Source organism: Burkholderia sp. BCC0506 (assembly GCF_902833145.1).
Taxonomy (GTDB): Bacteria; Pseudomonadota; Gammaproteobacteria; order Burkholderiales; family Burkholderiaceae; genus Burkholderia.
Genome location: NZ_CADFEN010000008.1, coordinates 242,057 through 268,023, shown reverse-complemented (window position 1 = coordinate 268,023; position 25,967 = coordinate 242,057). Strand labels below are relative to the sequence as shown.

The window sequence follows — 25,967 nt, the reverse complement described above, 5'->3', positions numbered from 1 at the left end:
AGCCCGCGAGCGGCGTCCCGGCTCGGCTCGTGGATCTCAGTCCTGCTTCGCTACCTGTTTCGGCAGCGGACCCGCAATGCTCATCTCCGCTTTCAGGACGGAACCGGACGTCGATTCGGTGATGAAAAGCGTCTTCATGTCCGGGCCGCCGAAGCACACGCTCGTGAGCGACGCCCCTTTCGGCCCGGTCAGGATCTCGACGGGCTCCGCGCAGTGGTTGAGCACCCACACGCGGCCGAGCCCCGGGTTCGCGACGAACAGGCGGCCTTCGAGATCGACGGCGAGGCCGTCGGGGCCGCTCGGTCCGTACGACGTGAAGAACTGGCTGACTTTGGTAACCGATCCGTCGGCCTGCAGCGGCATGCGCCACACGGCATTGCCGCGCGTCATCGCGACGAACAGCACCTTCTCGTCGCGCGACAGGACGAGCCCGTTCGGGCTCGGGCAGGTGCCGAGCAGCATGTCGAGCTTGCCGCCGGGCGACAGCCGATAGACGCGGCCCGTCGGATCGTGCAGCCCGGTCTGTCCCTGGTCGGTGAAATAGAGGTTGCCGGCCGAATCGAACGTCAGGTCGTTCACGCCCTTGAAGCGCTCGGTGTTGCGGCGCTCGAGATAAGGACGCACTTCACCGCGCTCGATATCGAGCAGCATCAGGCCGTTCCGGTAGTCGGTGATGATCAGGTGCGATGCGTCGAAGCGCTTCATCCCGTTGGGCTCGCCGTCGTATTCGACGACGAGTTCCCAGTCGCCCGACGGCGAAATACGGAAGATGCGTCCGTGCGGAATGTCGGTGACGAACAGATAGCCGTCCGGATCCCACACCGGCCCTTCGAGAAAGGAATCGGTGACCATGCCGCCGCGATTCGCGCGCGCCCATTCCGTGCGCACATCCGGCTTCCGGAACTTCTCCGGCATGCGCGTGAACACATCGGCTTCGCGCACGTCGGGACTCGTCAGATAAAACATGCGTACCTCGATGTTCTGGATTCAAGCCGCGCTGTGCGCGCGTTCGTCGAGCACCGCGAGAATGTTGGCGGCCGCGCCTTTCCCCATGTTCACGTACGCGGCATCGCTCACGCCGCCGACATGCGGAGACAGAATCACGTTGGGGATCTGCTGGAACGGGTGCGGCACCGTCATCGGCTCGACGTCGAAGCTGTCGAGCCCGGCCGCGCGCAACTGGCCGCTCGCCAGCGCGTCGACAAGTGCGGCTTCGTCGATCAAGCCGCCCCGGGCGGTATTGACGAGAATCGCGCCGCGCTTGAAACGCGCGAGCGCGGCACGGTCGAGCATCCGGCGGTTGTCGGCCGTCAACGGACAATGCAGCGACACGACGTCCGACTCCGCGTACAGCGTGTCGAGCGGCACCCGCTTCACGCCGGCGGGCGCGTCCTTCGCGAACGGATCGAACGCGACTACCTTCATGCCGAACGCCGTGCCGATCGCGGCCACGCGCCGGCCGATCGCGCCGAGGCCGACGAGGCCGAGCGTGCGCCCGTCGAGCTCGACGGATTTGTGCGTCGACTTGTCCCAATGGCCTTCGCGCATGCGGATATCGAGCTGCGGAACCGACTTCGCACAGGCGAGCAGCAGCGCCCATGCGTGCTCGGCGACGGCCGCCGCGTTCGCGCCTACCGCGGCGCGCACCGCGATGCCGCGTGCGGCGGCAGCATCCTGATCGATCACGTCGATGCCGCTGCCGTGCTTCGAAATCACCTGCAGGTTTTCGGCGGCGTCCATGATGCGGGCGTTGATCTTGCCGTACCGGACGACGATCGCGACCGGCTTGTGCCGGGTGCAAAGCGCGACGATGTCGTCTTCGGTCGGTTGCTTGCCGGCGAACACGACGTCGAACTGCGCAAGCATCTCGAGCGCTTGCGGCGCAAGGTCGGCGGCGGTCACGAGCACCACGGGCTTGTGCGAAGCGGTCTGCATCACAGCGCCTCGCCTTCGGCCAGCATGCCGGCTGCGCGCAACTCCTTCTCGATCCAGCCCGGACGAAGGTCACCCTTGTGGATCGCTGCGATACGCGCGGTTTCGACGTCGAGCTTTTTCTGCGCGAGATCGACGATGCGCGCGACGTCGGCGCGCGCAATGACGACGACGCCATCGGCGTCGCCGACCACCAGATCGCCCGGATTGACCGTCGTGCCGCCCAGCGAGATCGGCGCATTCACGCGCCCCGCGACGCTTTTGGTCGGGCCGCACGGATTGAGGCCGGCCGCGAAGATCGGATAGTCGCCGTTCGCCAGCTCGTGCGCATCGCGCACCGCGCCGTCGATGACGATGCCGGCGATGCCGCTCGCCTTCGCCTGCGCCGCCATGATTTCGCCGAGCAGCGCGCACGAGATGTCGCCCTTGCCGTCGACCACGACGACGTCGCCCGGCTGCGCGACGGCGAGCGCCGCATGGATCGCCAGGTTGTCGCCCGCACGGACTTCGACCGTGACCGCGGGTCCCGCGACCTTCATCTTCGGCGACAGCGGCCGCACGCGGCCATGCACCGTGCCGCGGCGGCCGGCGACATCGGCCAGAATCGCCGCCTGATAGCGCGCGGCGGCCCGAACGAGTTCGGGCGGCACGCGCTCGATGTCGCGATTGATCGGAGAAGTGCTGACGAATGGCTTGCTCATGACTCGACCTCGGGTTATGCGTTGTACTCTGTACAACATTGGTGTACGTAGTGAAATCACTATAACCAGAGAACGGGCACCATGGCACTGGCGTTTACCCTTTTACGTGGTAAACCGGCGTTTTACTCTGTACAATTCCCGTGGTGTACCGACGGGAGAGAACGAATGGGAAATGACGGCGTGGTCGCCGTGGAAAAGGCGCTTTCGTTGCTGGACTGCTTCAAGCCGGGCGCCGAATCGCAATCGCTCGCGATGCTGTCGCAGGCATCCGGCATGCACAAGACGACGGTCTATCGGCTGATGAATTCGCTCGAGCGAATGGGCTATGTCGTGCGCGCGCAATCCGGCAACTATTCGCTCGGACATCGCGTGCTGTACCTCGGCAAGCTGTACGAGCAGTCGTTCCACCTGTCCACGGTGGTCGAACCGGCGCTGCATGCGCTGGCCGCGCTGACGAAGGAAAGCGCATCGTACTACGTGCACGACAACGGGCAGCGGCTTTGCCTGTTTCGCGCCGAGCCGTCCGAAGGTCTCCGTGAAACGCGGCTCGCGGGGACGATGCTGCCCCTCGACGACACGGCCATCAGTCACGTGATCCGGTTCTGGGGGCTCGACGAACCGATCTACGACAAGCCGCCTGCGCTGCCCCTCTTCACCGCGGGTGCACGCGATGTGCACACGGCGGCGTTCGCGGTGCCGATCTTCGGCGCCGGCGACAAGTTCATGGCGGCGCTGACGCTGTCCGGTCCTGCGTCTCGCCTCAGCGTCGCGCACGAGACGGGCGAGCTGGATCGGCCGCAACTGGATGCAGCCGCCGATCTATCGCGCAAGCTGGGGGCGAGTGTCGCGCTCTGCGAGCACGTCTACGGCGCCTGATCGCCGCTTTGACGCAGGAGGCCCAGGTCGACGACCTGGGCGCCGAGAAACCGGGCGCCATCGGTCGTCAAGCCGTCCGGTCGACCTGAGCGGAACCGATCCACGGCCGCCGTTACTCGATCGCCTTCAACGCCTCCAGCCCGTCCGGCAGCTTCGCATCCGGAAACTGCGTCGAGAGTGTTGCGTCCCGCCACCGCGCCGCCTCTTCCGCACGCTGCCGCTCCGCCTGCTCGCAGACGAACAGCGCATCGCCGCCGAGCAGCAAGCGCATCGGCACGTCGTCGCGGCGCGACAGGTCGACGATCAGCGCCGCGATCCGTGCGGGGTCGCCGATCTCTTGGCCGCCATATGCACCGAGCAGCTCGAGGATCTTGCCGACCGACGGTTGATAGTCGGGCAGCAGGTCGTCGAGGCCGCGCTTCGCCTGCGCGGCCCAGTCGGTCCGCATCCCGCCCGGTTCGAGCGTGCACACGCGCACGCCGAACGGCGCGACTTCCTTCGCGAGCACGTCGCTGAATCCGCCGACCGCCCATTTCGCGGCCTGATACGCGGACAACCCGGGCGTCGCCGTGCGCCCGCCGACCGACGACACCTGGAAAATGTGCCCCGCGCGCTGCGCGCGCATCGTCGGCAATACGGCTCGCGTGAGGTTGATCACGCCGAACAGGTTCGTTTCGATCTGGTCGCGGAACACGTCGGCGCCCATCTGCTCGAACGGCGCCGTGTGGCCGTAGCCCGCGTTGTTCACCAGCACGTCGATGCGGCCGAACGCCGCGCGTGCCGCCGCGACGGCCTGTGCAGCCGCCGCTTCGTCGGTGACGTCGAGTTCGACCGGCAGCAGCCGGTCGCCGTACCGTTCGGCCAGATCGGCCAGTCGCGCCGGATCGCGCGCGCCGGCCACCAGCCGGTCGCCCGCGGCCAGCACCGCTTCCGAAATCGCTCGGCCCAGGCCGCGTGCGGCCCCCGTTACCAACCAGACTTTCGACATTTTCCACTCCTTGATCGTGGTGAAACGATTAAAATGAATGATTACTCACTCATTAATATGAACGATGCGTCGATCCTTCGTGACCGGCATCGCCCTGCCTGAAACGCCTTGCCTGTCGTGGCGGCACGCGCCGCCACGACGCCAATCCTTGACTCACACCGCGTGCAACACCGCCCACAACGCCCGAAACCCGGCTTCCCGGTACGCATCGGCCTGGGCCGGATCGCGTGCGATCGACTCCATCGCGGTTTCCGCGATCGACGTGAACAACGCCGAGCAGAACGCATGCGCTTCGTCGCGGTTCAGCGCGCCCGACGCGGCGACCTGCTCGCGCAACAGCGTGCCGATCCCGCCGAAGCCTTCGGCGCCGGCCGCGCGATGGGCGTCGTCGATGCGCCCGCTCACGCCGAGCTGCTGCAACGCGCGCCGCCCGTCCGGATTCGCGACGCCCCACGACACATAGCCGTTCCACGCATGCCGCACCGCCTGCTCGGCCGGCGCGTGCTCGGGAAATCCGGTCATCATCGCTTCGCGCAGCTCAGCCTTCAGGCTCAGGTACAGCGCGTTCAGCAACGCGTCCTTGGTCTCGAAGTACGTGAACACCGTGCCTTCCGCGACGCCCGCGAGCCGCGCGATGCGCGCGGTAGTCGCGCTCGCGCCGTCCTCGGCGAGCGCGCGCGCGGCCGCGGCGAGGATGGCTTCGTGCTTGTCGGGACTGCGCGGTCGGGCCACGTTCGATTCCTTTAATGAGTGAGCACTCAATCATAATCGAGCCGTCATCGGGAATGCAAGCCCTGTTACATCCGGGGAACGCATACGCAATCCATCAAAACGGTGCACTATTGCGTTTTGCCGTACCGGCGCCGGCCATCCGGCGCCCGATGCCCTCGACGTTCGTTCCACGTTCACCGTTTCAAACCGCGAACCTCCCATGACGAATCAGCCTTCCCAGACCGCGGCCGACCGGCCCGTCGACATGATCATTTTCGGCGGCGGTGGCGACCTGGCCGCCCGCAAGCTGTTGCCCGCGCTGTACATGGCGCACCTGCACCGCAATCTCCCTCCCGAGACGCGCATCATCGCCGTCGGCCGCCGCGACTGGGGCATCGACGGCTATCGCAAGTTCATGGACGAGCAGTCGCGCCCGTTCATCGACGAGAAGGCGTTCGACGCCGACGCATGGAGCCGCTTCCTCGACCTGTTCAAGTACGTGCTGATCGACGTGAACGCGCCGGACGACTACCGGCGGCTCGCCGAAGCGGCGCGCAGCGAGGCGATCCGCGTGTTCTACCTGTCGACGTCGCCGGAGCTGTTCACGACGATCTGCGACAACCTGGCGGCCGCGCACCTCGTCGACGCGCACTCGCGCGTCGTCCTCGAAAAGCCGCTGGGCCACGATCTCGCGTCCGCGAAGGCGATCAACGATGCGGTCGGCAAGCACTTCGAGGAATCGCAGATCTACCGGATCGACCACTATCTCGGCAAGGAAACCGTGCAGAACCTGATGGTGCTGCGCTTCGGCAACCCGATCTTCGGGCCGCTGTGGCAGGCGCCGAACATCCGCAGCGTGCAGATCACGGTGGCGGAAACGGTCGGCGTCGGCAGCCGCGCGGGCTTCTACGACCATACGGGCGCGCTGCGCGACATGGTGCAGAACCACCTGCTGCAACTGCTGTGCATCGTCGCGATGGAGCCGCCCGTGTCGCTCGACCCGGACGCGGTGCGCGACGAGAAGCTGAAGGTGCTGCGCTCGCTGCGGCCGATGTCGCTGTCGGACGTCGCGCGCGACACGGTGCGCGGCCAGTACACGGCCGGCGCGGTGGACGGCCAGCCGGTCAAGGGCTATCTCGAGGAAGACAACGTGCCGGCGGACAGCCGCGCGGAAACCTTCGTCGCGCTGCGTGCGTACATCAACAACTGGCGCTGGGCGAACGTGCCGTTCTTCCTGCGCACCGGCAAGCGGCTGCAGCGCCGCCAGTCGGAAATCGTGATCGAGTTCGCGGACATGCCGTTCTCGATCATCCCGACCGGCCCGCGCAATTACGGCAACCGCCTCGTGATCCAGCTCCAGCCGGAAGAGTCGATCCAGCTGCAGATGCTCGCGAAGGAGCCGGGCAGCGGGATGAACATGGTGCCCGTGAGCCTGAACCTCGACCTGCAGCAGGCGATTCCGGAACGGCGCGCGGAAGCGTACGAACGGCTGCTGATCGACGTGATCCGCGGCCGCCTCACGCACTTCATGCGCCGCGACGAGCTCGAAGCCGCCTGGTCGTGGGTCGAGCCGATCCTCGACGGCTGGAAGCAGCTCGGCGACCGGCCTCGCCTGTACACGTCCGGCACGTTCGGGCCCGCGGCTTCGTCGGCGCTGCTCGCGCGCGACGGCATGTCGTGGGCCGAAGAGGCGTAAGCGCAGCACGACGGCGTGCCGCCGCGCGGCACGCCCGCTCCCGACGGGCAGCGCCGCCCGCCCCGCGCCGCTACTGCGGCACCATCCACGCGGCCTTGCGCCGCGCCTGCGCGTCGCCGCCGCTGCCGCCGCCCAACACCTCGATCAGGTAGTCGACGAACGACGCGATCCGCGACGAGATCGCGGTGTTCCGGTAGTACACCGCGTGAATCGGCTGCTGGACGTCGAGCGTCTGGCGCGCGAGCACCTGCGCGAGCCGCCCGGCCTCGCGATCGCGCGCGGTCACGAAATCGGACAGGCAGACGACGCCCGTGCCCTCCAGTGCAAGCTGCCGCAGCGTTTCGCCGCTCGACGAATACACGTCCGGCTCGATGCGGCACGCTTCGCCGTCCGCGCCGAGGATCGGCCATACGTTCAACGATTCGGGCTGCGTGAAGCCGAGCAGCGTGTGCTTCGCGAGATCCTCGACCTTGCGCGGCTGGCCATGCGCTTCGATGTAGGCGGGGCTCGCGAGCATGCGCACGCGGCTGTTGCCGATCCGCCGGCTGTGCAGCGTCGAATCCTTCAGCCGGCCGATCCGGATCGCCACGTCGGTGCGCCGCTCCAGCAAGTCGGTGATGCCCTCGTTGCTGTTCAGTTCCAGCTCGACCTTCGGGAAGCGTTCGCGGTAGCCGCGCACGAGCGGCACGATCACGTGCAGCATGAACGGCGTCGCGGCGTCGACGCGCAGTCGCCCGGACGGCATCTCGCGCCGCGCGAGCATCTGCTCTTCCGCGCTCTCGACCGATTCGACGATCGCGCGCGCGTCCTGCAGGAAGGCGCGCCCTTCCTCGGTCAACTCGAGCCGGCGCGTGGTCCGGCGCAGCAGCGTGGTCTTCAGCTTTTCCTCGAGCCGCGCGAGCGTGCGGCTCGTCGCCGACACGGTGAGGTCGAGCTGCTGGGCGGCGGCGGTGATCGAACCGGTATCGACCACGGCGATAAAGGCCTGGAGTTCGTCTAGGGTGGTCTTCATTGTTGATCTGAAATCAAAACAATTTGGTTTATAGACGAGTTTTTCAGCAAAAGTAAAGGCGGCACACTGCGATCCATTCCTACTGAAACCCGGATCCCGTCATGCCACTCGCGTTGCTTGCGCTGACCATCAGCGCCTTTGCCATCGGCACCACCGAATTCGTGATCGTCGGGCTGATCCCGACGATCGGCGCCGACCTCGGCGTCAGCCTGCCGTCCGCCGGCCTGCTCGTCAGCCTGTATGCGCTGAGCGTCGCCATCGGCGCGCCGCTCCTCACCGCGCTCACCGGCCGCGTGCCGCGCAAGACGCTGCTCGCCGGGCTGATGGCGCTCTTCACCGTCGGCAACCTCGTCGCGTGGCAGGCGCCGGGCTACGAATCGCTGATCGTCGCGCGCATCCTCACCGGCCTCGCGCACGGCGTGTTCTTCTCGGTCGGCTCGATCATCGCGACCACGCTCGTGCCGAAGGACAAGGCCGCCAGCGCGATCGCGACGATGTTCAGCGGCATGACCGTCGCGTTCGTGGCCGGCATTCCGCTCGGCACCTTCATCGGCCAGCACTTCGGCTGGCGCGCGACGTTCCTGATCGTCGCGCTGTTCGGCCTCGTCGCGTTCCTCGGCGCGGTCGCCTTCGTGCCGCGCGGGCTGCCGCAGACGCCGCCGGCGCCGCTCGCCCGCCAGCTGCGCGTGCTGGCCCAGCCGCGCCTGCTGCTCGTCTACGCGATGACGGCGGTCGGTTACGGCGGCTCGCTGATCGCGTTCACGTACATGGCGCCGCTGCTCGAACAGATCGCCGGCTTCACGCCGTCGCAGGTCAGCCTCGTGCTCGTCGGCTACGGCGTATCGGTCGCGGTCGGCAACGTGTGGGGCGGCAAGCTCGCGGACGCCGTCGGCCCCGTGCAGGCGCTCAAGCGGATCTTCCTGCTGCTCGCGATCGTGCTGCTCGCGCTGACCTTCACGATCCACGTGAAATGGCTCGCGGTGCTGACGATGCTCGCGTGGGGCGCCGTGGCGTTCGGCAACGTGCCCGGGCTGCAGGTGTACGTCGTCAAGCAGGCGCGCCACTTCGCGCCGGACGCCACCGACGTCGCGTCGGGCTTCAACATCGCCGCCTTCAACCTCGGCGTGGCCGGCGGCTCGTCGCTCGGCGGGCTGATCGTCGCGAACGTCGGCCTCGGCCACACGCCGTGGATCGCCGCCGTCGTCACGCTCGGCGCATTCGCGCTCACCGCGCTGAGCGGCTGTCTCGACCGCCGCCACGGGCTGCCGGAACGTACGGCCGAACCCGTCGAACTCGCACATTGAACGTCACCTTTTTTACAGGAGCCACCAGCATGAACGCATCGACCCAACGTCCGCCGTTCGCCGGCAAGACTTTCGAAGTCCGTTACGACGGCCTCACCGCGCTCAACGCGTACGACGAGGACGGCCTTCACATGCGCTACGAGATCACCGAAGGCCCGTACGCGGGCGCGAAGGGCGAAGTCGAATACACGTGGCAGCGCGTCGCCGGCGAGACCTACGCGATCTCGTGGCAGGAAGCCGATCGCGCCACCGTCGTGCATATCGACGATTTCGCCGCCGGCACGTCGCGCACGTTCTTCACCGCGGCATCGCTCGATTTCTACAGGCTCGAAGGCAGCCTGCGCGCGGCCTGAACGGAGCCCGGCCATGTCCTCTTCACTCGACAGACTCGTCGACGGCGGCTTCAGCGTCGGCGTCGAACTGCCGCTCGACAACGACTGGACCGCGTCCGGCGATGCGAAGCGCCGGCGCGACGGCCGCCACGCCGGCGTGCCCGACCTGGAAATCCACGCGGAGCTCGCGCAACTGGCCGACACGCTCGGCTTTCGCGCGCTCTGGGTGCGCGACGTGCCGGTGTACGACCCGTCGTTCGGCGATGCCGCGCAGGTATTCGAGACGTTCTCGTATCTCGGCTACCTCGCGGGGATCACGCGCGACATCCTGCTCGGCACGGCCGCCGTCGTGCTGCCGCTGCGCGAACCGCTGCTGACGCTGAAATCGGCGGCGACGATCCAGGAACTGAGCGGCGGGCGCCTGCTGCTCGGCGTCGCGAGCGGCGACCGGCCGGTCGAATATCCGCTGTTCGGTCGCGACTTCGCATCGCGCGGCGCGAATTTCCGCGACCAGGTCGCGCTGCTGCGCGACGGCGCGCGCGGGCATCTGCCGCCCGGCCTGGACGTGCTGCCCGCCGCCCGCTCGCCGGTGCCGCTGCTCGTCGCGGGTCTCGCTCAGCAGACACCCGCGTGGATCGGCGAGCACATGGACGGCTGCCTGGCTTATCCGGGCACGCCGGCCGACCACGTGCAGCGCGCCGCGAACTGGCGTGCGGTGGCCGGCAACAAGCCGTACGTGAGCTTCATCCACCTCGACCTCGCGGAAGATCCGCACGAACCGCTGCAGCCGCACCGCTTCGGCGCCCGCGCGGGGCGCATCGCGCTGACCGAAGAACTCGCGGCGATGCGCGACGCCGGCGTGCAGCACATCGGCCTGCATTTCCGCCGCAACCGGCGGCCGCTCGACGAGACGATGGCCGAGATCGCGTCGGACGTGCTGCCCGCGTTCCATCCGAAAACGCATCCGCAGGCGCGCGTCGCATAAGGCCGGATACGGCCCGCACATGGCCGCGGCGCGCTCGATATTTGATTTCAAATCAAATATTTTTGTCATCTAAAGGCGTTTATTTCATCAGTATCAGGCGCCAGAATGACTTCCATACCGCAACCGTTCCACCTTTTTCAAGAGCACATGATGAGCAAGATTCCCGCATTCGGCCTCGGCACGTTCCGGCTGCAAGGCCAGGTCGTCATCGACTCGGTCCGCAACGGCCTCGAAGTCGGCTACCGCGCGATCGACACCGCGCAGATCTACGGCAACGAAGCCGAAGTCGGCGAAGCGATCGCCGCATCGGGCGTGCGCCGCGACGACCTGTTCCTCACGACGAAGATCTGGGTCGACAACTACGCGCCGGAAAAACTGGCGGCCAGCCTCGAGGAAAGTCTGCGCAAGCTGCGCACCGACTGTGTCGACCTGACGCTGATCCACTGGCCGGCCCCGGGCAACGGCGTGTCGATCGACGCGTTCATGACCGCGCTGGCCGATGCGAAGGCGAAGGGCCTCACGCGCCGGATCGGCATCTCGAACTTCAACATCGCACTGACGAAGGAAGCGATCGCGGCCGTCGGCAAGGACGCGATCGCGACGAACCAGATCGAACTGAGCCCGTACCTGCAGAACCGCAAGCTGGTCGAGTTCCTGAATGCCGAAGGCATCCACGTGACGTCGTACATGACGCTCGCGTACGGCAAGGTGCTCGGCGACCCCGTGATCGGCGCGATCGCGCAACGTCACGACGCGACGCCGGCGCAAGTCGCGCTCGCGTGGGCGCTGCAGCTCGGCTACTCGGTGATCCCGTCGTCGACCAAGCGCGAGAACCTCGCGAGCAACCTGCTCGCGCAGACGCTGCGCCTGACCGACGAAGACATGGCGCAGATCGCCGCGCTCGAACGCAACGGCCGCGAAGTCGATCCGGCCGGCCTCGCGCCGAAGTGGGACTGAGCGCGCCCCGCCCTGATCCGATATGACCCGCCCGCGGCCCGCCGGCCGCGGCACCGCAAGGACACCACCATGACCCAGGATCCGCTTTTCCAACCGCTGCGACTCGGCGCGCTGACGCTGCCGAACCGCATCGTGATGCCGCCGATGACGCGCTCGCGCGCGAGCCAGCCCGGCGACGAAGCCAACGAACTGATGGCCGCGTACTACGCGCAGCGCGCGAGCGCGGGCCTGATCGTCAGCGAAGGCACCTACATCGCGCCGCTCGGCAAGGGCTACGCGTGGACGCCCGGCATCCACACGCCGTCGCAGGTCGCCGGCTGGCGCAAGGTAACGGACGCCGTCCATGCCGCGCACGGCCGCATGTTCGCGCAGTTGTGGCACGTCGGCCGGCTGAGCCACACGAGCCTGCTCGGCGGTCAGCAACCGGTATCGTCGTCGCCGATCCAGGCGAAGGGCGTGAACGTGTTCGTCGCCGGCGAGGACGGCAGCACGCCGGGCTTCGTGCAGGCGTCCGAGCCGCGCGCGCTGTCCGTCGACGAGATCCGCGAGATCGTCGACCAGTACCGCGCCGCCGCCCGTCGTGCGATCGAAGCCGGCTTCGACGGCGTCGAGCTGCACGGCGCGAACGGCTACCTCGTGAACCAGTTCATCGACTCGAACGCGAACACGCGTACCGACGAATACGGCGGCTCGCTGGAGAACCGGCTGCGCTTCCTGCGCGAAGTGACGCAGGCGCTGATCGAAGGGACCGGCGACGCGTCGCGCGTCGGCATCCGTCTCGCGCCGCTGACCACGCTGAACGGCTGCGTCGACGACGATCCGGAGACGACCTACCTCGCCGCCGCGAAGCTGCTCGGCGAACTCGGCGTCGGCTACCTGCACATCGCGGAAGCCGACTGGGACGACGCGCCGCTGATGCCGGTCGCCTTCAAGCAACAGCTGCGCGCCGCGTTCCCGGGCGTGCTGATCTATGCCGGCGCGTACACCGCCGAACGCGCCCGCGAAGCGATCGCCGCCGGCTGGGCCGACCTCGTCGCCTTCGGCCGCCCGTTCGTCGCGAACCCCGACCTGCCCGAACGGCTGCGTACCGGCGCCGCGCTCGCGCCGCACGATCGCAACACGCTGTTTGGCGGCGGCGCTCGCGGCCTGACCGACTACCCGACGCTCGCGCAAGCCGCAGCGTAATCGAACCGAAGGAATCCGTAATGAAAGCAACGCTCGCCCGGCTCGCGCTCGCCGCGATCCTGCCGTTCGCGGCCGCGCAAGCGGCCCACGCGGCCCCGTCCGCCGCGGCAGCCGGCTGGTATCCGTCCGTCTACGGCGCCGATGACGAAATCGGCGCGGCCAACCTGCTGACGCCCGACGTCGTCAAGCAGGCGGTCGGCCTCGTGAAGGCCGGCAAGACCTACCCGCTGGCCGTGCCGGTGGACAAGAACCTGCCGGCGTTCCGCCATCGCAGCTTTCGGCTGTACAACGTGCAGGTCGGCCAGCAGGCCGGCAAGAGCCTCGGCCCGAACAAGTTCACGTTCAACGACGAACTCGTCAACGCGTGGACCGGCGTCGGCACGCAGTTGAACGGCATCGGCCACATCGGCATCGACAACGTGTACTACAACGGCAACCGGGCGGCCGATTTCGTGACCGTCGACGGCGTGAAGAAGCTCGGCGTCGAGAAGGTGCCGCCGATCGTCACGCGCGGCGTCGTGCTCGACATGACCGCCCACTACGGCAAGCCGATCGTGCCGGGCGGCACCGAGTTCACGGTCGCAGACATCCAGGCCGTGCTGAAGAAGCAGGGGCTGACGCTGCGCAAGGGCGACGTCGTGCTGTTCAACACCGGCTGGCTGGAGCTGATCGGCAAGGACGACAAGCAGTTCCTCGCAGTCGAGCCCGGCATCGGCATGGACGCGGCGAAGTGGCTGGCCAACCAGGGGATCGTTGCGTTCGGCGGCGACACGTGGGCGTCGGAGGTCTATCCGAATCCGCACACGCCGGACGAATTCCCGGTCAACCAGTACATGCTCGCGAAGCGCGGCATCTACAACCTGGAGCTGATCGACAGCCGCGCGCTGGTGCGCGACCACGCGTGGGAATTCCTGTTCGTGCTCGGCCAGCCGCTGTACGTCGGCTCCACGCAGGTCAACATCAACCCGGTCGCGATCCGCTGATCGCGGGCCCGCGCCTTCGACAATCGCGGCGACTATCGCCGCGATTGTCATTTCCGCATTGCAGCCTGGGCGATCGGCGTCTAACGTTGACGGGATCGATACGTACCACCGTCAGCCGACCTGAAAGGACGCCCCGACATGCCAAGCCGCTCCCCGACACGTAATATGCTGCTGGCCGTTGCGGCCGGTCTTTCCCTGGCGGCTTTGACCGCGCCCGCACACGCCGACGCGGCCGCCGGCCTCACGCCGCCGGCGCCGGCCACGCCGGTGCTGACGACCACCGCGACCGGCGTGCAGATCTATTCGTGCGAATACGATGCCGACCACCGGCTCGCGTGGGTCTTCGAGCGTCCGGAGGCGATGCTGTTCGACGGCGGCGGCACGCTCGTCGTCCGACACGGTGCGGGGCCGTCGTGGGAAGCGCTCGACGGCAGCCGCATTACCGGCAAGAAGCTCGCGGAAATGCCGAGTGCAAGCGCGGCCAGCGTTCCGCAGCTACTGCTCGCAGCGACGCCGGCCGCAACCGGCACGCTCGCCGGCGTGCGCTTCGTGCAGCGGCTCGATACCGCGGGCGGCATGCCGCCGGCGGCGACATGCGCGACCGAGCATGCGATCGGCCGTTTCCCGTACTTCGCGCGCTACGTGTTCCTGAAGTGACGCGCACGGCGTCGCAAGCGGCGGGCATCATCCTGTCGCCTTTCGCCACGCCTTCATTTACTAAGCTTTCCTATATTTGAAGCGGGAAATCGTGAAATCGCCGGCGCCCTCGTTCCGTCCGGTCAGCGTGTCCGCATCGACAATTCGACGTCGCCGCCGAACGGCACCGACAGATAGCCGTTTTCCGGCGCACGCACGTAGGCAAGATAGTCGGGGCTGTATTCGGCATTGTCGGCCACGACGAATGCCCCGCCCCTGAGCCGCGGCTCGACGAGCGCGAGAATCTCCGGATACAGCGCCTTCGCCCCGTCGAGCAGCAGCAGGTCGACCGAATCCGGGAGATCGCCGGCCAGCGTGCGCAGCGCATCGCCTTCGCGAATCTCCACGAGATCGTCCAACCCGGCCGCCGCCAGGTTCGCGTGCGCGCGCACGACCTTCGACGGCTCGAACTCGCTCGTGATCAGCCGCCCACCGCCGTTGTCGCGCAACGCGGCCGCGAGATGCAGCGTCGAAATGCCGAACGACGTGCCGAATTCGACGATGTTCGTCGCGCCGCCGCCGCGCGCGAGCATGTACAGCAGCGTGCCCGTCTCGCGCGATACGGGAAGCGGATAGTCCTTCAGGCGCGCATACAGATCGACGTAGTCCGTCTTGCTGCGCATCAGCCGCGCCTGCTCGTCGCGCGACACGTCGGCGAAGGCCGGGCTCGTCGCGGGAGACGACGCGTCGGCTTCGTCGAACAGGCGCGCCAGCAGCGAGGCCAGCGGGTCGAGCATCAGGGTAGTCATGCGAATCTCCGGTGTCAGGTTGAGTGCGTCGGTGCGCCCGACTAGAATATGACGAACTATTCAGGTTTTACTATTCGCATTGGCCAACCGCTCATGACCGACCGCCGAAACGCCCCGATCGCTACGCGCAAGCAGCCTCGGCAGGCGCGCTCGACCCGCCTCGTCGAGGACGTCCTGCAGGCGGCTGTTCAGGTTTTGGCGAGCGAAGGCGCGCAGCGCTTCACGATGGCGCGCGTCGCCGAGCGGGCCGGCGTGAGCGTCGGCTCGCTGTACCAGTACTTCCCGAACAAGGCGTCCGTGCTGTTCCGGCTCCAGCACGACGAGTGGCGGCAGACGCACGACATGCTGTGCGGGATGCTGCAGGACACGACGAAGACGCCGCCCGAGCGGCTGCGCAGCGCCGTCCACGCGTTCATCCGCTCGGAATGCGACGAGGCGCCGATGCGCATCGCGCTCGACGACGCCGCCCCGCTCTATCGCGACGCCCCCGAGGCGCAGGCGGTGAAGGCCGAGGGCAACCGGGTGTTCAGCGCGTTCATGCGCGAAGCGCTGCCCGGCGTGTCCGACGCCACGCACGCGCTCGCGTGCGAGCTGATCCTGACGACGCTCACGACGGGCGGCAAGGCGTTCTCCGAAACGGCGCGCACACCGGCGGAAATCGATGCCTACTCGGCCGCGATGGCCGACATGTTCTGCGCGTATCTCGCGCATCTCGCGCACGATTGAGGCCGGCGCCCGTACGGAAGCCGCCTGTGCGCGCCGGTCGTATCGTCCGGGTGCGGATTGCGCGCGATCGCGAACCGGGTCACCCGCTCCGGTTCGCGCCGGCCTTTCGGGCCACGCCGAAAGCACTTCGTAATATCCGGTGCGCCGCCCGCTTGCGCCCCGCCCGCCGATCCTGCATTCGAATAGTCGCCTTAACGGATTCGAACTAGGCGTATACACGCGTGTCGGCGCGACGGAGCCCCGTTGCACGCCGATATAAGCGCTGCGACATGCGCTGCATGCTCTTCTCCCGATGGGACGTGATGGGCGGCTCGCCTAACCTTCGCTACGGCAAAGCGCACGTGACGGGGTCGACCGCACCACGCGTCGTCCGACGCGACCACCCTCGCGACGTTTCGATTCGCACGTAACGACACGTATCGCGCGTCATGCGTCCCCACGACGTTGCCGAACAATCCCAACCAGATACGAGACACCCTGACGACGGTTCGCAACGGGCCGTTTCAGCATGCTGATAAAGGAGCAAGCTCATGAGTGATACCCCGGTGCAGCCGACGGTCGGCGTCGGCGCGGCAGAAACGGACTTCGGCACCCAGGGAGTCATCGACCGCTACTTCGGCATTTCGTCGCGCGGCAGCACGCAGCGCCGCGAGATCATTGCCGGCGTGACCACCTTCCTCGCGATGGTCTATTCCGTGTTCGTCGTGCCCGGCATGTTCGGCAAGGCCGGCTTCGACACGAGCGCCGTGTTCGTCGCGGTGTGCGTCACCACCGCGTTCGGCTCGCTGCTGATGGGCCTGTGGGCGAAGCTGCCGATCGCGATCGGCTGCGCGATCTCGCTGACCGCGTTCACCGCGTTCGGCCTCGTGCTCGGCAAGGGGCTGCCTCCGACCGTCGCACTCGGCGCCGTGTTCCTGATGGGCCTCGTGTTCACCGGCATCTCGATCACCGGCGTGCGTTCGTGGATCCTGCGCAACCTGCCCGCGGGCGTCGCGCACGGCACCGGGATCGGCATCGGTCTGTTCCTGCTGCTGATCGCGTCGAACGACGTCGGCCTCGTGATCAAGAACCCGGGCGCCGGCCTGCCGGTCTCGCTCGGCCAGATCACCGCGTTCCCGGTCATCATGTCGGTCGTCGGGCTCGCCGCGATCTTCGGCCTCGAGAAGCGTCGCGTGCCGGGCGGCATCCTGCTCGTCGTGATCGCGATCTCGTTGGTCGGCCTGATCTTCGATCCGGGCGTGAAGTACCGCGGCATCTTCGCGCTGCCGTCGCTGAGCGCACCGGGCCACGCGTCGCTGATCGGCGCGATGGACGTCAAGGGCGCGCTGTCGATGGCCGTGCTGCCGAGCGTGCTCGCGCTGGTGATGACCGCCGTGTTCGACGCGACCGGCACGATTCGCGCGGTCGCCGGACAGGCCGGCCAGCTCGACGCGAACGGCCGCATCATCAACGGCGGCCGCGCGCTGACCGCCGATTCGATCAGCTCGATCTTCTCCGGCTTCCTCGGCGGCGCGCCGGCGGCGGCCTATATCGAGTCGAGCGTCGGCGTGGCCGCCGGCGCGAAGACGGGCCTCGCGGCCGCCGTGGTCGGCCTGCTGTTCCTCGTCGTGATGTTCTTCTCGCCGCTGGCGGGCCTCGTGCCGTCGTACGCCACCGCGCCGGCGCTGATGTACGTCGGCCTGCTGATGCTCGGCAGCGTGAGCAAGCTGCACATGGACGACATGGTCGACGCGATGTCGGGCCTCGTGTGCGCGGTGTTCATCGTGCTGACCGCGAACATCGTGACGGGCATCATGCTCGGCTTCTCGACGCTCGTGATCGGCCGCATCGCCAGCGGCGAATTGCGCAAGCTCAACGTCGGCACCGTGCTGATCGCGGCCGTGCTCGTCACGTTCTATCTCGGCGGCTGGGCGATCTGAGCCAAGCCATCCGCGACGTCGCCTGCGGAAGGACGGCGCGCATCGGGACGAGATCGTCTCCTCCACCATCGTCGACGATGGTCTCCCGGCCTGGGAACGCGAGTTCCCAGGCTCTTTTTGTCGGTGCGGCGCCGCGCGACGCCGGGCGCGAAAACGGCGCGACACCCGTTCGCACCCGGTGCTACGATCGCGTTTTGCCTTCAGGCGTCGCGATGAACACACTTGGCATCGTCTCCGAATCGAGCACCCGGACCTCGGCGCGCAAGCCGCCGTTCATTCCGTCGTTCGGCTTCCACGAGGTCCACGAATCGCAGCCGATCGGCGCGCCGCCCGCGCGCATCATCGATGTCGTCGCGTCGCTCGACATGCGCGCCGATCCCGTGATCGACACGCTGCTGACGGTGCGCGAATTCCCGGCGGCCATCGCGGCCGCGCTGCGCAACGCGCCGGCCCGCCCCGAACGCGCGCGCTTCGGCTTCGACACGTTCACGCCGCTCCATCGCGACGACACGTCGCTGTCGCTCGGCCTGGTCGGCCGCTTCTGGCGCCCGACGCCCGACGTGCGCCCCCTCGCCGATGCCGACGCCTTCGTCCGGCACGACGACCCGCGCGATGCGAAGCTGGTGCTCCGGTTCGAGGTGGTCGGGCTCGCGTCGGGCGCGCACATCCTGCGGACCGAAACCTTCGTCCACTGCCCGAGCGCGCACACGCGCCGGCTGTTCACGCCGTACTGGCTCGCAATCCGGCTGGGCAGCGGCTGGATCCGGCGTCGTACGCTGGCGGCGGTGGAGATCGCGCTCGCCTGATTCGCCCCGCCGCAACGGCTCGAGCACGGCCCGCCCGGCGACGATCGCCGTCGCGACGATCACCGCGCCCGCCGGCCTGCCCGAGCGACGGCGCCGAACCCGTGCCCGCTCAATGCGCGCGCCGAGGCGTGATGTTCATCCGGATCGCCGCATGAACCTACCGCCCCCTTTCGCGCCAACCGGACCCGACCGATGACCCGCATCCGCAACCCCCTGAACATCGCGCAGCTCCAGGCGTTCGTCTCCGCCGCGCACCTGAAGAGCCTGCGCGCCGCCGCGCGCGAACTCGGCGTCACGCAGCCGGCGATCACGCACACGATCCGCGAGCTCGAAACGGCGCTCAACGCGGAGCTGCTCGCGCGCAGCGTACGCGGCGTCGAACTGACCGCCTGCGGCGAGGCGCTGCTGCCGCGCGCCGAGCAGTTGCTCGGCGACGTCCGCCGCACGGTCGAGGCCGTCGAGCAGGTGAAAGGCGAGATGTCGGGCCGTGTCGCGGTCGGCACGATGCCGTCGATCGCGCTGACCGCGTTGCCGCTCGCGGTGACGGCGTTCCGCGAATCGATGCCGAACGTCAGCCTGCATCTCGAGGAACTGACGGTGCCCGATGCGCTCGCGCGGTTGCGCAACGGCACGCTCGACATCGCTGCGATGCACCATGTGCCCGCGCTCGACCGCGATTTCACGCAATTGCCGCTGCTGTCGACCGAGTTCACGATCGTGATGCGCGACGGTCACCCGCTCGCGCACGCACGCCGGTTAGAGGAACTGCTCGACGCCGAATGGATCGTCACCGTCGGCGCCGAACAGTTTCCGCACAGCGTGATGGTCGGGATGTTCGAGGCGCACGGGCTGCCGCTGCCGAAACGCCTGCTGCGCTCGCCGATGTCGTTCGCGGTGACGCTCGGGCTCGTCGCACGCTCGGACGTGATCGGCTGCTTCACGCGCCCGCTCGCCGCGATGGTCGCGCCGCTCGGCATCCGCACGGCCGAACTCGACGAAAGCATGCCGCGCTTCGACCTGTCGATCATCGCGCGGCGCGACCTGCTGCCGACGCCGGCCGTGTCGCACTTCGTCACGTGCCTGCAGCGCGCGGTCAACGAAACGCTCGGCTGAATCGTTCCTGTGAGTGAAACGGCGGCGCACCGACGCGCCGCCGCCGGGCCCGGTATCGGGGCTTGTCCTAGGCGCCCTGCCGGTATTTTGTCTTGATAATCTTGCGCACGTCGCGCGCCCCCATCGGGCGGGCGAAACGGACAGTCCGACGCGAAGCCGCGGCGGGCCGAAGGTTTACGGCGCGGCACAACCGCGCACCCATCGAACAAAACGAGGAGTCACCGAGTGAAAAAGATTCTTGCGGCTGTGACCGTGGCCCTGCTCGCCGTATCGGCCGGCACGGCTTACGCGAAGGACTGGACGACCGTACGCTTCGGCGTCGACGCAAGCTACCCGCCTTTCGAATCGAAAGGCGCTGACGGCAAGGTCGTCGGTTTCGACGTCGATCTCGGCAACGAGATCTGCCGCCGCATCAACGCGAAGTGCGTGTGGATCGAAAACGACTTCGACGGGATGATCCCGGCGCTGAAGGCCCGCAAGTTCGACGGCGTGCTGTCGTCGATGTCGATGACGCCGGCGCGCGCTGAACAGATCGCGTTCTCGTCGAAGCTGTTCAACACGCCGACGCGCCTCGTCACGAAGAAGGGCGCCGGCCTGCAGCCGACGGCCGAATCGCTGAAGGGCAAGTCGGTCGGCGTCGAGCAGGGCACGATCCAGGAAACCTACGCGAAGACGTACTGGGCGTCGAAGGGCGTCACCGTCGTGCCTTACCAGAACCAGGACCAGGTCTACGCCGACCTGATCTCGGGCCGTCTGGACGGCGCGCTGCAGGACGCGGTGCAGGCCGAGATCGGCTTCCTGAAGACGCCGCGCGGCGCGAACTTCGATTTCGCCGGCAAGGACCTCGACGATCCGAAGACGCTCGGCGAAGGCGCCGGCATCGGCCTGCGCAAGGAAGACACCGACCTGAAGGCGAAGATCGACGGCGCGATCGCCGGCATGCGCAAGGACGGCACGTACCAGAAGATCGCGAAGAAGTACTTCGATTTCGACGTCTACGGCAAGTAATCCGGCCGACCGACGCGCGATCGAGCGCGACACCGACGGGCTCCGCAAGGAGCCCGTTTTTTTTGCGCGCGGCACGGCCGGCGTTATTTTTTTCGTGCCAACCCGATGATTCTCAACGGAAATCCGCACGATCTGGCGCCGGTTTGATGGGGGCGACGAAGGCAACGTACAATCGATCTTCCACGCACACGGATCATTCGCGGCTGCGCCGCACTCCCCTCATCATGCAAACGCAGACCCATCCGCTGATTTCCCCCGCCGTCGGCACCGAACGCCAGATCACCAGCTTCCACTACGGCCCGCGCGGCGGCAAGAAGGTCTACATCCAGTCGTCGCTGCACGCGGACGAGCTGCCCGGCATGCTGGTCGCCACGCTGCTGCGCCGCAAGATCGCCGCGCTCGAGACGGCCGGCAAGCTGCGCGGCGAAATCGTCATCGTGCCCGTGCCCAACCCGATCGGCCTGTCGCAACACGTGTTCGGCGATCACCTCGGCCGCTTCGAGCTCGGCTCGATGCAGAACTTCAACCGCAATTTCTACGATCTCGCGGCGCTCGTGCTGCCGCGCGTCGAAAGCCGCCTCACGAACGACGCGCAGCGCAACCTCGCCGTCGTGCGCGCCGCGATGCGCGAAGCGCTCGACGAACAGAAGCCGCGCACCGAACTCGACTCGCAGCGCCTCGCGCTGCAGAAACTGTCGTTCGACGCCGATATCGTGCTCGACCTGCACTGCGACAGCGATGCGGTGATGCACCTCTACACGAATCCCGACCTCTGGGAAGACGTCGAACCGCTGGCGCGCTATCTCGATGCAAAGGCATCGCTGCTCGCGCTGAATTCGGTCGGCAACCCGTTCGACGAAATCCACAGCTTCTGCTGGTCGGATCTGCGCAGCCGCTTCGGCGACCGCTTCCCGATCCCGAACGGCGCGATTTCCGTGACGGTGGAACTGCGCAGCGAACGCGACGTGTCGTACGAGTTCGCCGAACAGGATGCGCAGGCGATCGTCGAGTACCTGACCGAGCGCGGCATCGTCGACGGCACGCCGGCGCCGCTGCCGCCGCTCGCGCATCCGGCCACGCCGCTCGCGGGCACCGATCCGCTCGTCGCGCCCGTGTCGGGCGTGATCGTGTTCCGCACGCCGGTCGGCGTGATGATCGAGGCCGGCCAGGCCGTGGCCGACATCGTCGATCCGCTGACCGATCGCGTCGTCACGCTGAAGAGCAGCGTGTCGGGCGTGCTGTACGCGCGCCAGATCGTGCGCTTCGCGACGGCCGGCATGGAAGTCGCGCGCATCGCCGGCGCGACCGCGATCCGCACCGGTTCGCTGCTGTCGGCCTGAGCCCGAGCGCCCGGCCCGCGCGCCGGGTTACGGCGTGCAGCGCAGGCAAATCGCCTGCCCCAACGAAATCGCCCGCTTGCGCGGGCGATTAGCTTTTCGGCGCGCGCGTCGGCGGCCGATACCGCGCCGCCGGCCGCGACGCGCGAATGCCGTTCAGAACGCCGGCACGATCGCGCCGCCGAACTTCTGGTCGATGAACTTGCGCACGTCGTCCGATTCATAGGCCGCGACGAGCTTCTTCACCCACGGCTTGTCCTTGTCCTGCGCGCGCACCGCGATCAGGTTCGCGTACGGCCCGCGCAGGTCCTCGATCGCGATCGCATCCTTCACCGGCGTGAGCCCGGCCTTCACCGCGTAGTCGGTATTGATCGACGCGGCATCGAGATCGGGCAGCGCGCGCGGCAGTTGCGCGGCGTCGAGCTCGACGATCTTGATCTTCTTCGGGTTCTCGGCGACGTCGAGCGGCGTCGCGTTCACGCCGTTCGTGCCGACGCCGGCCTTCAGCTTGATCACCCCGTATTTCTGCAGCAGCAACAGCGCGCGGTTGCCGTTCGACGGATCGTTCTGGATCCCGACCTTCGCGCCGACCGGCAGGTCCTTCAGCGACTTGAGCTTCTTCGAATAGAAGCCCATCGGCGCGGTGTAGGTAAGCCCGACGTTGACGATCTTGTAGCCGCGCTGCTTGATCTGGCTGTCGAGGAACGGCTGGTGCTGGAAGCCGTTCGCATCGAGGTCGCCGGCATCGAGCGCCGCGTTCGGCTGCACGTAGTCGTTGAATTCGATGACCTTGATCGCGAGGCCTTCGCGCGCGGCGACCTTCGTCACCTCGGTCCAGATTTGCGCGTCGGGGCCGCTCATCGTGCCGATCTTCAGCGTTTGCGGGTCGGCGTGCGCGCCGGGCGCGGCGAATGCCAGCGCGGCGGCGAGTGCGCCGAGGCCGGTCAGGATCGAACGTCGCATGTGGTGTCCTCTTGTCCCATGTCGTTTGTTGGAGCACGGATCGTGGCACGGGGCGCGGACGCCGCAAACCAAGCTTATTTCATGTGCATATTCCCGATAGGGATCGAACGACAGGCGAATTCGGTATAACCACCGATATACAACCCGGGCAGAATTCAGTGTCGCATCGGCACCACACATTCTTCATATGACAGCAACTGTCATATTCATTACGTGGCCCGCCGATAAAGTTGCGCCGGTCCGTGAAAGCGCCCATAGAGAGCGCCGGAACCGCAACTGGACACGCCATTCATTCGCTCGGAGAATCCTTTGAACAAGAAACTGTTGACCATCGCCGCCCTGGCAGCAACGGCCGGCACGGCACACGCACAAAGCAGCGTGACCCTGTACGGCGTCATCGATGCCGGTATCAGCTATGTGAACCACAGCAAGACCGCCAACGGCGGCACGGGCAAGCTGTTCAAGTACGACGACGGCGTGGCCCAGGGCAGCCGTTGGGGCCTGCGCGGCACCGAAGACCTCGGTGGCGGCCTGAAGGCGATCTTCGTGCTCGAAAACGGCTTCAACAGCGGCAACGGCACGATCGGCCAGGGTGGCGCGATCTTCGGCCGCCAGGCTTACGTCGGCCTGAGCCAGTCGCAATACGGCACGGTCACGTTCGGCCGCCAGTACTCGTTCTCGACCGACATCCTCGGTTCGAACTACTCGACGGGCGGCAACACGGTCGCGGGTAACTACGCGTACCACGTGAACAACATCGACCAGCTCACGTCGAGCCGCATCAACAACGCCGTGAAGTTCCAGAGCGCGAACTACTCGGGCTTCACGTTCGGCGCGTTGTACGGCTTCTCGAACTCGACCGACTTCGCCGGCGCACCGGCCACGACGACGGGCACGACGACGACCGCCGGCTCGTCGCGCGCATACAGCTTCGGCCTGAACTACGCGAACGGCCCGGTCTCGGTCGGCGCGGCGTACACGGACATCCGTTTCCCGAGCCAGTCGACGCCGGCCTTCTCGACGACGATCGCGAACCTGAGCACCGGCAACGTCCGCGACCTGCGCACGTACGGCGTGGGCGGCCGCTACGTGTGGGGCCCGGCAACGGCATGGCTGCTGTGGACGCGTACGCAGTTCTCGACGGTGTCGGGCGCGGGCGGCACGTTCTACAACGCGTATGAAGCAGGCGCGAAGTACGCATTCACGCCGGCACTGTCGGGCGGCCTCGGCTACACGTACACGAACGCGACGCAGAACGGCAACTCGTGGCACTGGAACCAGGTCAACGGTATCGCCGACTACGCGCTCAGCAAGCGTACGGACGTGTACGGCCTGGTCGTGTACCAGCAGGCATCGGGCAAGGGTGTGCAAGCGCAGATCGGCTCGAGCACGAGCTACTTCAACACGTCGGGTACGGGTTCGAAGAACCAGATCGCCGCACGCATCGGTATCCGCCACAAGTTCTAAAGCGTTCGCTTAACTGTCCGCGTCACTCGCGGATACGACGGCAAGAAGCGCCCCGCTCCACGCGGGGCGCTTTTTTATGGGGCTTTTAAGTTTCGCTTAATTCTGGGCTGAGAGGATGCTCTCACCCCCCCTGTTGGCCGCCTGAGCATCGGCGGCTTTTTTTTTAAACGCCGACGGCGCCGCCATCGATTGCCCACAAGACCGGATCGGAGGCCATGATGATCGAAGATACCGTTTTCAGCCATCTGCACGCGATTCTGACGTGCCAACACTCGCTGCCGGTCCAGAGCTGCCGCGTCTCGGTTGAAATGCAGCGCCCCTGGGGCCGCCCGTATCGCCTCGTCGAATGGACGATGCATCTCGACGCGCCCGCGCGGCGCCAGATCGTGCCGGCCGAATCGACCGACGAGGAAATCGCCGAGGTCGTCGCGTCGCACGTGCCGGGTCGGCTCTACGGCGACGGCCGGTTGCAGTTCTGAACGCGTTTCCGCTCCACCCGCGTGCCGTGTTTCGGCCGCGCCGCACGCATCGTGCGGCAGTCGGTCTCGTTTGACGCGGCAACGAAACCTGCTACGCTGCGCGTTTTCGTCCACGCAACACACGATGGAAAACGCATTCAACGAACGTGGCGTGATGGTCACGCGCAACGGCCTGTCGGCCGCCGGGCAGATATTCGCGCTGCGTGACATTCGCCACGTCGACGTCGTCAAGATTCCGAAGAACCGTCTCGTGCCGTCGCTGATCTCGCTGATCGGCGCGGCCGTCGCCGTCGCAGGCGACATCGGCGCATCGAGCGCCGCGCTCGTGGTCGGCGTGATGCTCGTCGTCGTCGGCTATCTCGCGTGGACCACGCAGGACGTCACGTATCGCCTGATGGTCGAGATGCCCGACGGCAAGCGCGAAGCGCTGTCGAGCGTCGACGCCGAGTTCGTCGAACGCGTCGCGCAGGTCGTGCGCGATGCGCAGTCCGCCACCGCGGCCGGCTGATTTCCTTCGCATCCGTCACGCGCCCGTTCGCGCGGGCCGCACGCACCTCGCCTCCACCCGCAACGCCAACCGCCTAGTATGGAAAGAGCGGCTCGCCGCCGCATCGTCCGAGGAGGCCAGCATGAACGCTCAATCGCTGTCCGGCATGCTTCGCGCGCAGGAACTGCTGATCGTGTCGATGATCCGCGCGCTTCCCCCTGACACACGCCGCGCGCTCGTCGAGCTCTACACCGAGCAGATCGCGTTCGCCGAACAGGCCGGTATCGAAAGCCACAGCGATCGCGCCACGCACGACGCGTTCATCGCGCATGCGCGCAACCTGCTGATTCGCCTCGAAGCGCTGGCCTGAGCGCCGTCAGGACCGTCCGCCACGGCTCGCCCGAGCCGCGCAGGCGAGCGCTCACTCGCACGGCCCGCTTTGCGTCCTTGTATTGATAATAATTCTCATTTACACTGGTAAAGTTGTCAGTTGCCTTTCAAATCGCCGTTTGCCGCGCGTAGCGCACGCAACCGGGCCAGCCAGGTGAACGCGTC

27 protein-coding genes are annotated in these 25,967 nt (G+C 67.2%); 19 read left to right on the top strand and 8 right to left on the bottom strand.

The window, feature by feature from the left end:
- Positions 1 to 36 precede the first annotated feature (36 nt).
- Genes HWX62_RS20360 through HWX62_RS20350 form a run of 3 tightly spaced genes read right to left on the bottom strand, consistent with a single transcriptional unit; the run spans position 37 to position 2,633 of the window.
- On the bottom strand, positions 37 to 966 hold the full coding sequence (locus tag HWX62_RS20360) for an SMP-30/gluconolactonase/LRE family protein (protein WP_175932151.1): 930 nt from the start codon (positions 964 to 966) through the stop codon (positions 37 to 39).
- Between the two features lie 21 nt (positions 967 to 987).
- On the bottom strand, positions 988 to 1,935 hold the full coding sequence (locus HWX62_RS20355; protein WP_175932152.1) for a hydroxyacid dehydrogenase: 948 nt from the start codon (positions 1,933 to 1,935) through the stop codon (positions 988 to 990).
- Positions 1,935 to 2,633: an RraA family protein gene (locus HWX62_RS20350; protein WP_175932153.1), complete on the bottom strand. Its 699-nt coding sequence runs from the start codon at positions 2,631 to 2,633 to the stop codon at positions 1,935 to 1,937. The genes HWX62_RS20355 and HWX62_RS20350 overlap by 1 nt, the downstream gene beginning before the upstream one ends.
- A gap of 165 nt (positions 2,634 to 2,798) precedes the next feature.
- Here HWX62_RS20350 and HWX62_RS20345 point away from each other — a divergent pair, with 165 nt between their 5' ends.
- Positions 2,799 to 3,509 carry an IclR family transcriptional regulator gene (locus tag HWX62_RS20345; protein ID WP_175932154.1) on the top strand — a complete coding sequence of 237 codons (711 nt, stop codon included), beginning with the start codon at positions 2,799 to 2,801 and terminating at the stop codon, positions 3,507 to 3,509.
- 112 nt (positions 3,510 to 3,621) lie between these two features.
- Here HWX62_RS20345 and HWX62_RS20340 read toward each other — a convergent pair whose 3' ends face one another.
- Together HWX62_RS20340 and HWX62_RS20335 are read right to left on the bottom strand one after the other, a co-directional pair.
- Entirely contained in the window at positions 3,622 to 4,497 is an 876-nt protein-coding gene (locus HWX62_RS20340) for an SDR family NAD(P)-dependent oxidoreductase (RefSeq protein ID WP_175932155.1), read from the bottom strand.
- 153 nt (positions 4,498 to 4,650) lie between these two features.
- On the bottom strand, positions 4,651 to 5,229 hold the full coding sequence (locus HWX62_RS20335; RefSeq protein WP_175932156.1) for a TetR/AcrR family transcriptional regulator: 579 nt from the start codon (positions 5,227 to 5,229) through the stop codon (positions 4,651 to 4,653).
- 199 nt (positions 5,230 to 5,428) lie between these two features.
- On the opposite strand from HWX62_RS20335, the gene zwf reads away from it, so the two are divergent.
- A complete protein-coding gene (gene zwf / locus HWX62_RS20330) occupies positions 5,429 to 6,904 on the top strand; it encodes a glucose-6-phosphate dehydrogenase (RefSeq protein WP_175932157.1) in 1,476 nt (491 codons plus the stop codon).
- A gap of 70 nt (positions 6,905 to 6,974) precedes the next feature.
- On the opposite strand, the gene HWX62_RS20325 is transcribed toward zwf, so the two are convergent.
- On the bottom strand, positions 6,975 to 7,916 hold the full coding sequence (locus HWX62_RS20325) for a LysR family transcriptional regulator (protein ID WP_175932158.1): 942 nt from the start codon (positions 7,914 to 7,916) through the stop codon (positions 6,975 to 6,977).
- A gap of 101 nt (positions 7,917 to 8,017) precedes the next feature.
- On the opposite strand from HWX62_RS20325, the gene HWX62_RS20320 reads away from it, so the two are divergent.
- The 7 genes from HWX62_RS20320 to HWX62_RS20290 all read left to right on the top strand — a co-directional run bounded on the left by HWX62_RS20320 (position 8,018) and on the right by HWX62_RS20290 (position 14,319).
- On the top strand, positions 8,018 to 9,220 hold the full coding sequence (locus tag HWX62_RS20320) for an MFS transporter (protein ID WP_175932159.1): 1,203 nt from the start codon (positions 8,018 to 8,020) through the stop codon (positions 9,218 to 9,220).
- A 29-nt stretch (positions 9,221 to 9,249) separates the two neighbouring features.
- Entirely contained in the window at positions 9,250 to 9,573 is a 324-nt protein-coding gene (locus HWX62_RS20315; protein ID WP_175932160.1) for an adenylate cyclase, read from the top strand.
- A gap of 13 nt (positions 9,574 to 9,586) precedes the next feature.
- Positions 9,587 to 10,537 carry an LLM class oxidoreductase gene (locus HWX62_RS20310; protein WP_175932161.1) on the top strand — a complete coding sequence of 317 codons (951 nt, stop codon included), beginning with the start codon at positions 9,587 to 9,589 and terminating at the stop codon, positions 10,535 to 10,537.
- A gap of 150 nt (positions 10,538 to 10,687) precedes the next feature.
- A complete protein-coding gene (gene dkgB, locus HWX62_RS20305; protein ID WP_175932162.1) occupies positions 10,688 to 11,494 on the top strand; it encodes a 2,5-didehydrogluconate reductase DkgB in 807 nt (268 codons plus the stop codon).
- 69 nt (positions 11,495 to 11,563) lie between these two features.
- Positions 11,564 to 12,679: an alkene reductase gene (locus tag HWX62_RS20300; protein WP_175932163.1), complete on the top strand. Its 1,116-nt coding sequence runs from the start codon at positions 11,564 to 11,566 to the stop codon at positions 12,677 to 12,679.
- 20 nt (positions 12,680 to 12,699) lie between these two features.
- The gene (locus HWX62_RS20295) at positions 12,700 to 13,662 is read left to right on the top strand and encodes a cyclase family protein (protein WP_175932164.1); all 963 of its coding nucleotides are present in this window, start codon (positions 12,700 to 12,702) and stop codon (positions 13,660 to 13,662) included.
- Positions 13,663 to 13,800: 138 nt separating this feature from the next.
- Positions 13,801 to 14,319, top strand: coding sequence for a DUF3455 domain-containing protein (locus HWX62_RS20290; protein WP_175932165.1), 519 nt, complete (start codon positions 13,801 to 13,803; stop codon positions 14,317 to 14,319).
- 122 nt (positions 14,320 to 14,441) lie between these two features.
- Here the strand turns inward: HWX62_RS20290 and HWX62_RS20285 are convergent, their stop codons facing one another.
- A complete protein-coding gene (locus HWX62_RS20285; RefSeq protein ID WP_175932166.1) occupies positions 14,442 to 15,107 on the bottom strand; it encodes an O-methyltransferase in 666 nt (221 codons plus the stop codon).
- Positions 15,108 to 15,155: 48 nt separating this feature from the next.
- On the opposite strand from HWX62_RS20285, the gene HWX62_RS20280 reads away from it, so the two are divergent.
- The 6 genes from HWX62_RS20280 to HWX62_RS20255 all read left to right on the top strand — a co-directional run bounded on the left by HWX62_RS20280 (position 15,156) and on the right by HWX62_RS20255 (position 22,019).
- Positions 15,156 to 15,833, top strand: a complete 678-nt coding sequence (locus tag HWX62_RS20280) for a TetR family transcriptional regulator (protein WP_175932167.1) — start codon at positions 15,156 to 15,158, stop codon at positions 15,831 to 15,833.
- 530 nt (positions 15,834 to 16,363) lie between these two features.
- Entirely contained in the window at positions 16,364 to 17,752 is a 1,389-nt protein-coding gene (locus HWX62_RS20275; protein WP_175932168.1) for an NCS2 family permease, read from the top strand.
- A gap of 212 nt (positions 17,753 to 17,964) precedes the next feature.
- Positions 17,965 to 18,558 (top strand): hypothetical protein, encoded by a 594-nt coding sequence (locus HWX62_RS20270; RefSeq protein ID WP_175932169.1) that lies wholly within the window; start codon positions 17,965 to 17,967, stop codon positions 18,556 to 18,558.
- A 192-nt stretch (positions 18,559 to 18,750) separates the two neighbouring features.
- Complete coding sequence (locus HWX62_RS20265) at positions 18,751 to 19,671, top strand: LysR substrate-binding domain-containing protein (RefSeq protein ID WP_175932170.1); 921 nt, start codon at positions 18,751 to 18,753, stop codon at positions 19,669 to 19,671.
- Positions 19,672 to 19,896: 225 nt separating this feature from the next.
- Positions 19,897 to 20,679, top strand: a complete 783-nt coding sequence (locus tag HWX62_RS20260; RefSeq protein WP_175932171.1) for an ABC transporter substrate-binding protein — start codon at positions 19,897 to 19,899, stop codon at positions 20,677 to 20,679.
- A gap of 224 nt (positions 20,680 to 20,903) precedes the next feature.
- Positions 20,904 to 22,019: a succinylglutamate desuccinylase/aspartoacylase family protein gene (locus HWX62_RS20255; protein WP_175932172.1), complete on the top strand. Its 1,116-nt coding sequence runs from the start codon at positions 20,904 to 20,906 to the stop codon at positions 22,017 to 22,019.
- 153 nt (positions 22,020 to 22,172) lie between these two features.
- Here the strand turns inward: HWX62_RS20255 and HWX62_RS20250 are convergent, their stop codons facing one another.
- Positions 22,173 to 22,979 (bottom strand): MetQ/NlpA family lipoprotein, encoded by an 807-nt coding sequence (locus HWX62_RS20250; protein ID WP_175932173.1) that lies wholly within the window; start codon positions 22,977 to 22,979, stop codon positions 22,173 to 22,175.
- A 309-nt stretch (positions 22,980 to 23,288) separates the two neighbouring features.
- Here HWX62_RS20250 and HWX62_RS20245 point away from each other — a divergent pair, with 309 nt between their 5' ends.
- The 4 genes from HWX62_RS20245 to HWX62_RS20230 all read left to right on the top strand — a co-directional run bounded on the left by HWX62_RS20245 (position 23,289) and on the right by HWX62_RS20230 (position 25,782).
- A complete protein-coding gene (locus tag HWX62_RS20245; protein WP_175985215.1) occupies positions 23,289 to 24,446 on the top strand; it encodes a porin in 1,158 nt (385 codons plus the stop codon).
- A gap of 218 nt (positions 24,447 to 24,664) precedes the next feature.
- Positions 24,665 to 24,925 (top strand): DUF2866 domain-containing protein, encoded by a 261-nt coding sequence (locus HWX62_RS20240; RefSeq protein WP_011548992.1) that lies wholly within the window; start codon positions 24,665 to 24,667, stop codon positions 24,923 to 24,925.
- 124 nt (positions 24,926 to 25,049) lie between these two features.
- Positions 25,050 to 25,433, top strand: a complete 384-nt coding sequence (locus tag HWX62_RS20235) for a DUF6232 family protein (protein WP_175932175.1) — start codon at positions 25,050 to 25,052, stop codon at positions 25,431 to 25,433.
- Positions 25,434 to 25,554: 121 nt separating this feature from the next.
- Entirely contained in the window at positions 25,555 to 25,782 is a 228-nt protein-coding gene (locus HWX62_RS20230) for a hypothetical protein (protein ID WP_175932176.1), read from the top strand.
- Positions 25,783 to 25,967: the final 185 nt, after the last annotated feature.

Excerpts from the sequence above, each read along its gene's own strand:
- HWX62_RS20360 (WP_175932151.1), bottom strand. The coding sequence starts at position 966 with ATGTTTTATCTGACGAGTCCCGACGTGCGCGAAGCCGATGTGTTCACG.
- HWX62_RS20355 (WP_175932152.1), bottom strand. The coding sequence starts at position 1,935 with ATGCAGACCGCTTCGCACAAGCCCGTGGTGCTCGTGACCGCCGCCGAC.
- HWX62_RS20350 (WP_175932153.1), bottom strand. The coding sequence starts at position 2,633 with ATGAGCAAGCCATTCGTCAGCACTTCTCCGATCAATCGCGACATCGAG.
- HWX62_RS20345 (WP_175932154.1), top strand. The coding sequence starts at position 2,799 with ATGGGAAATGACGGCGTGGTCGCCGTGGAAAAGGCGCTTTCGTTGCTG.
- HWX62_RS20340 (WP_175932155.1), bottom strand. The coding sequence starts at position 4,497 with ATGTCGAAAGTCTGGTTGGTAACGGGGGCCGCACGCGGCCTGGGCCGA.
- zwf (WP_175932157.1), top strand. The coding sequence starts at position 5,429 with ATGACGAATCAGCCTTCCCAGACCGCGGCCGACCGGCCCGTCGACATG.
- HWX62_RS20325 (WP_175932158.1), bottom strand. The coding sequence starts at position 7,916 with ATGAAGACCACCCTAGACGAACTCCAGGCCTTTATCGCCGTGGTCGAT.
- HWX62_RS20320 (WP_175932159.1), top strand. The coding sequence starts at position 8,018 with ATGCCACTCGCGTTGCTTGCGCTGACCATCAGCGCCTTTGCCATCGGC.
- HWX62_RS20315 (WP_175932160.1), top strand. The coding sequence starts at position 9,250 with ATGAACGCATCGACCCAACGTCCGCCGTTCGCCGGCAAGACTTTCGAA.
- HWX62_RS20310 (WP_175932161.1), top strand. The coding sequence starts at position 9,587 with ATGTCCTCTTCACTCGACAGACTCGTCGACGGCGGCTTCAGCGTCGGC.
- dkgB (WP_175932162.1), top strand. The coding sequence starts at position 10,688 with ATGAGCAAGATTCCCGCATTCGGCCTCGGCACGTTCCGGCTGCAAGGC.
- HWX62_RS20300 (WP_175932163.1), top strand. The coding sequence starts at position 11,564 with ATGACCCAGGATCCGCTTTTCCAACCGCTGCGACTCGGCGCGCTGACG.
- HWX62_RS20295 (WP_175932164.1), top strand. The coding sequence starts at position 12,700 with ATGAAAGCAACGCTCGCCCGGCTCGCGCTCGCCGCGATCCTGCCGTTC.
- HWX62_RS20290 (WP_175932165.1), top strand. The coding sequence starts at position 13,801 with ATGCCAAGCCGCTCCCCGACACGTAATATGCTGCTGGCCGTTGCGGCC.
- HWX62_RS20285 (WP_175932166.1), bottom strand. The coding sequence starts at position 15,107 with ATGACTACCCTGATGCTCGACCCGCTGGCCTCGCTGCTGGCGCGCCTG.
- HWX62_RS20280 (WP_175932167.1), top strand. The coding sequence starts at position 15,156 with ATGACGAACTATTCAGGTTTTACTATTCGCATTGGCCAACCGCTCATG.
- HWX62_RS20275 (WP_175932168.1), top strand. The coding sequence starts at position 16,364 with ATGAGTGATACCCCGGTGCAGCCGACGGTCGGCGTCGGCGCGGCAGAA.
- HWX62_RS20270 (WP_175932169.1), top strand. The coding sequence starts at position 17,965 with ATGAACACACTTGGCATCGTCTCCGAATCGAGCACCCGGACCTCGGCG.
- HWX62_RS20265 (WP_175932170.1), top strand. The coding sequence starts at position 18,751 with ATGACCCGCATCCGCAACCCCCTGAACATCGCGCAGCTCCAGGCGTTC.
- HWX62_RS20255 (WP_175932172.1), top strand. The coding sequence starts at position 20,904 with ATGCAAACGCAGACCCATCCGCTGATTTCCCCCGCCGTCGGCACCGAA.
- HWX62_RS20250 (WP_175932173.1), bottom strand. The coding sequence starts at position 22,979 with ATGCGACGTTCGATCCTGACCGGCCTCGGCGCACTCGCCGCCGCGCTG.
- HWX62_RS20240 (WP_011548992.1), top strand. The coding sequence starts at position 24,665 with ATGATCGAAGATACCGTTTTCAGCCATCTGCACGCGATTCTGACGTGC.
- HWX62_RS20235 (WP_175932175.1), top strand. The coding sequence starts at position 25,050 with ATGGAAAACGCATTCAACGAACGTGGCGTGATGGTCACGCGCAACGGC.
- HWX62_RS20230 (WP_175932176.1), top strand. The coding sequence starts at position 25,555 with ATGAACGCTCAATCGCTGTCCGGCATGCTTCGCGCGCAGGAACTGCTG.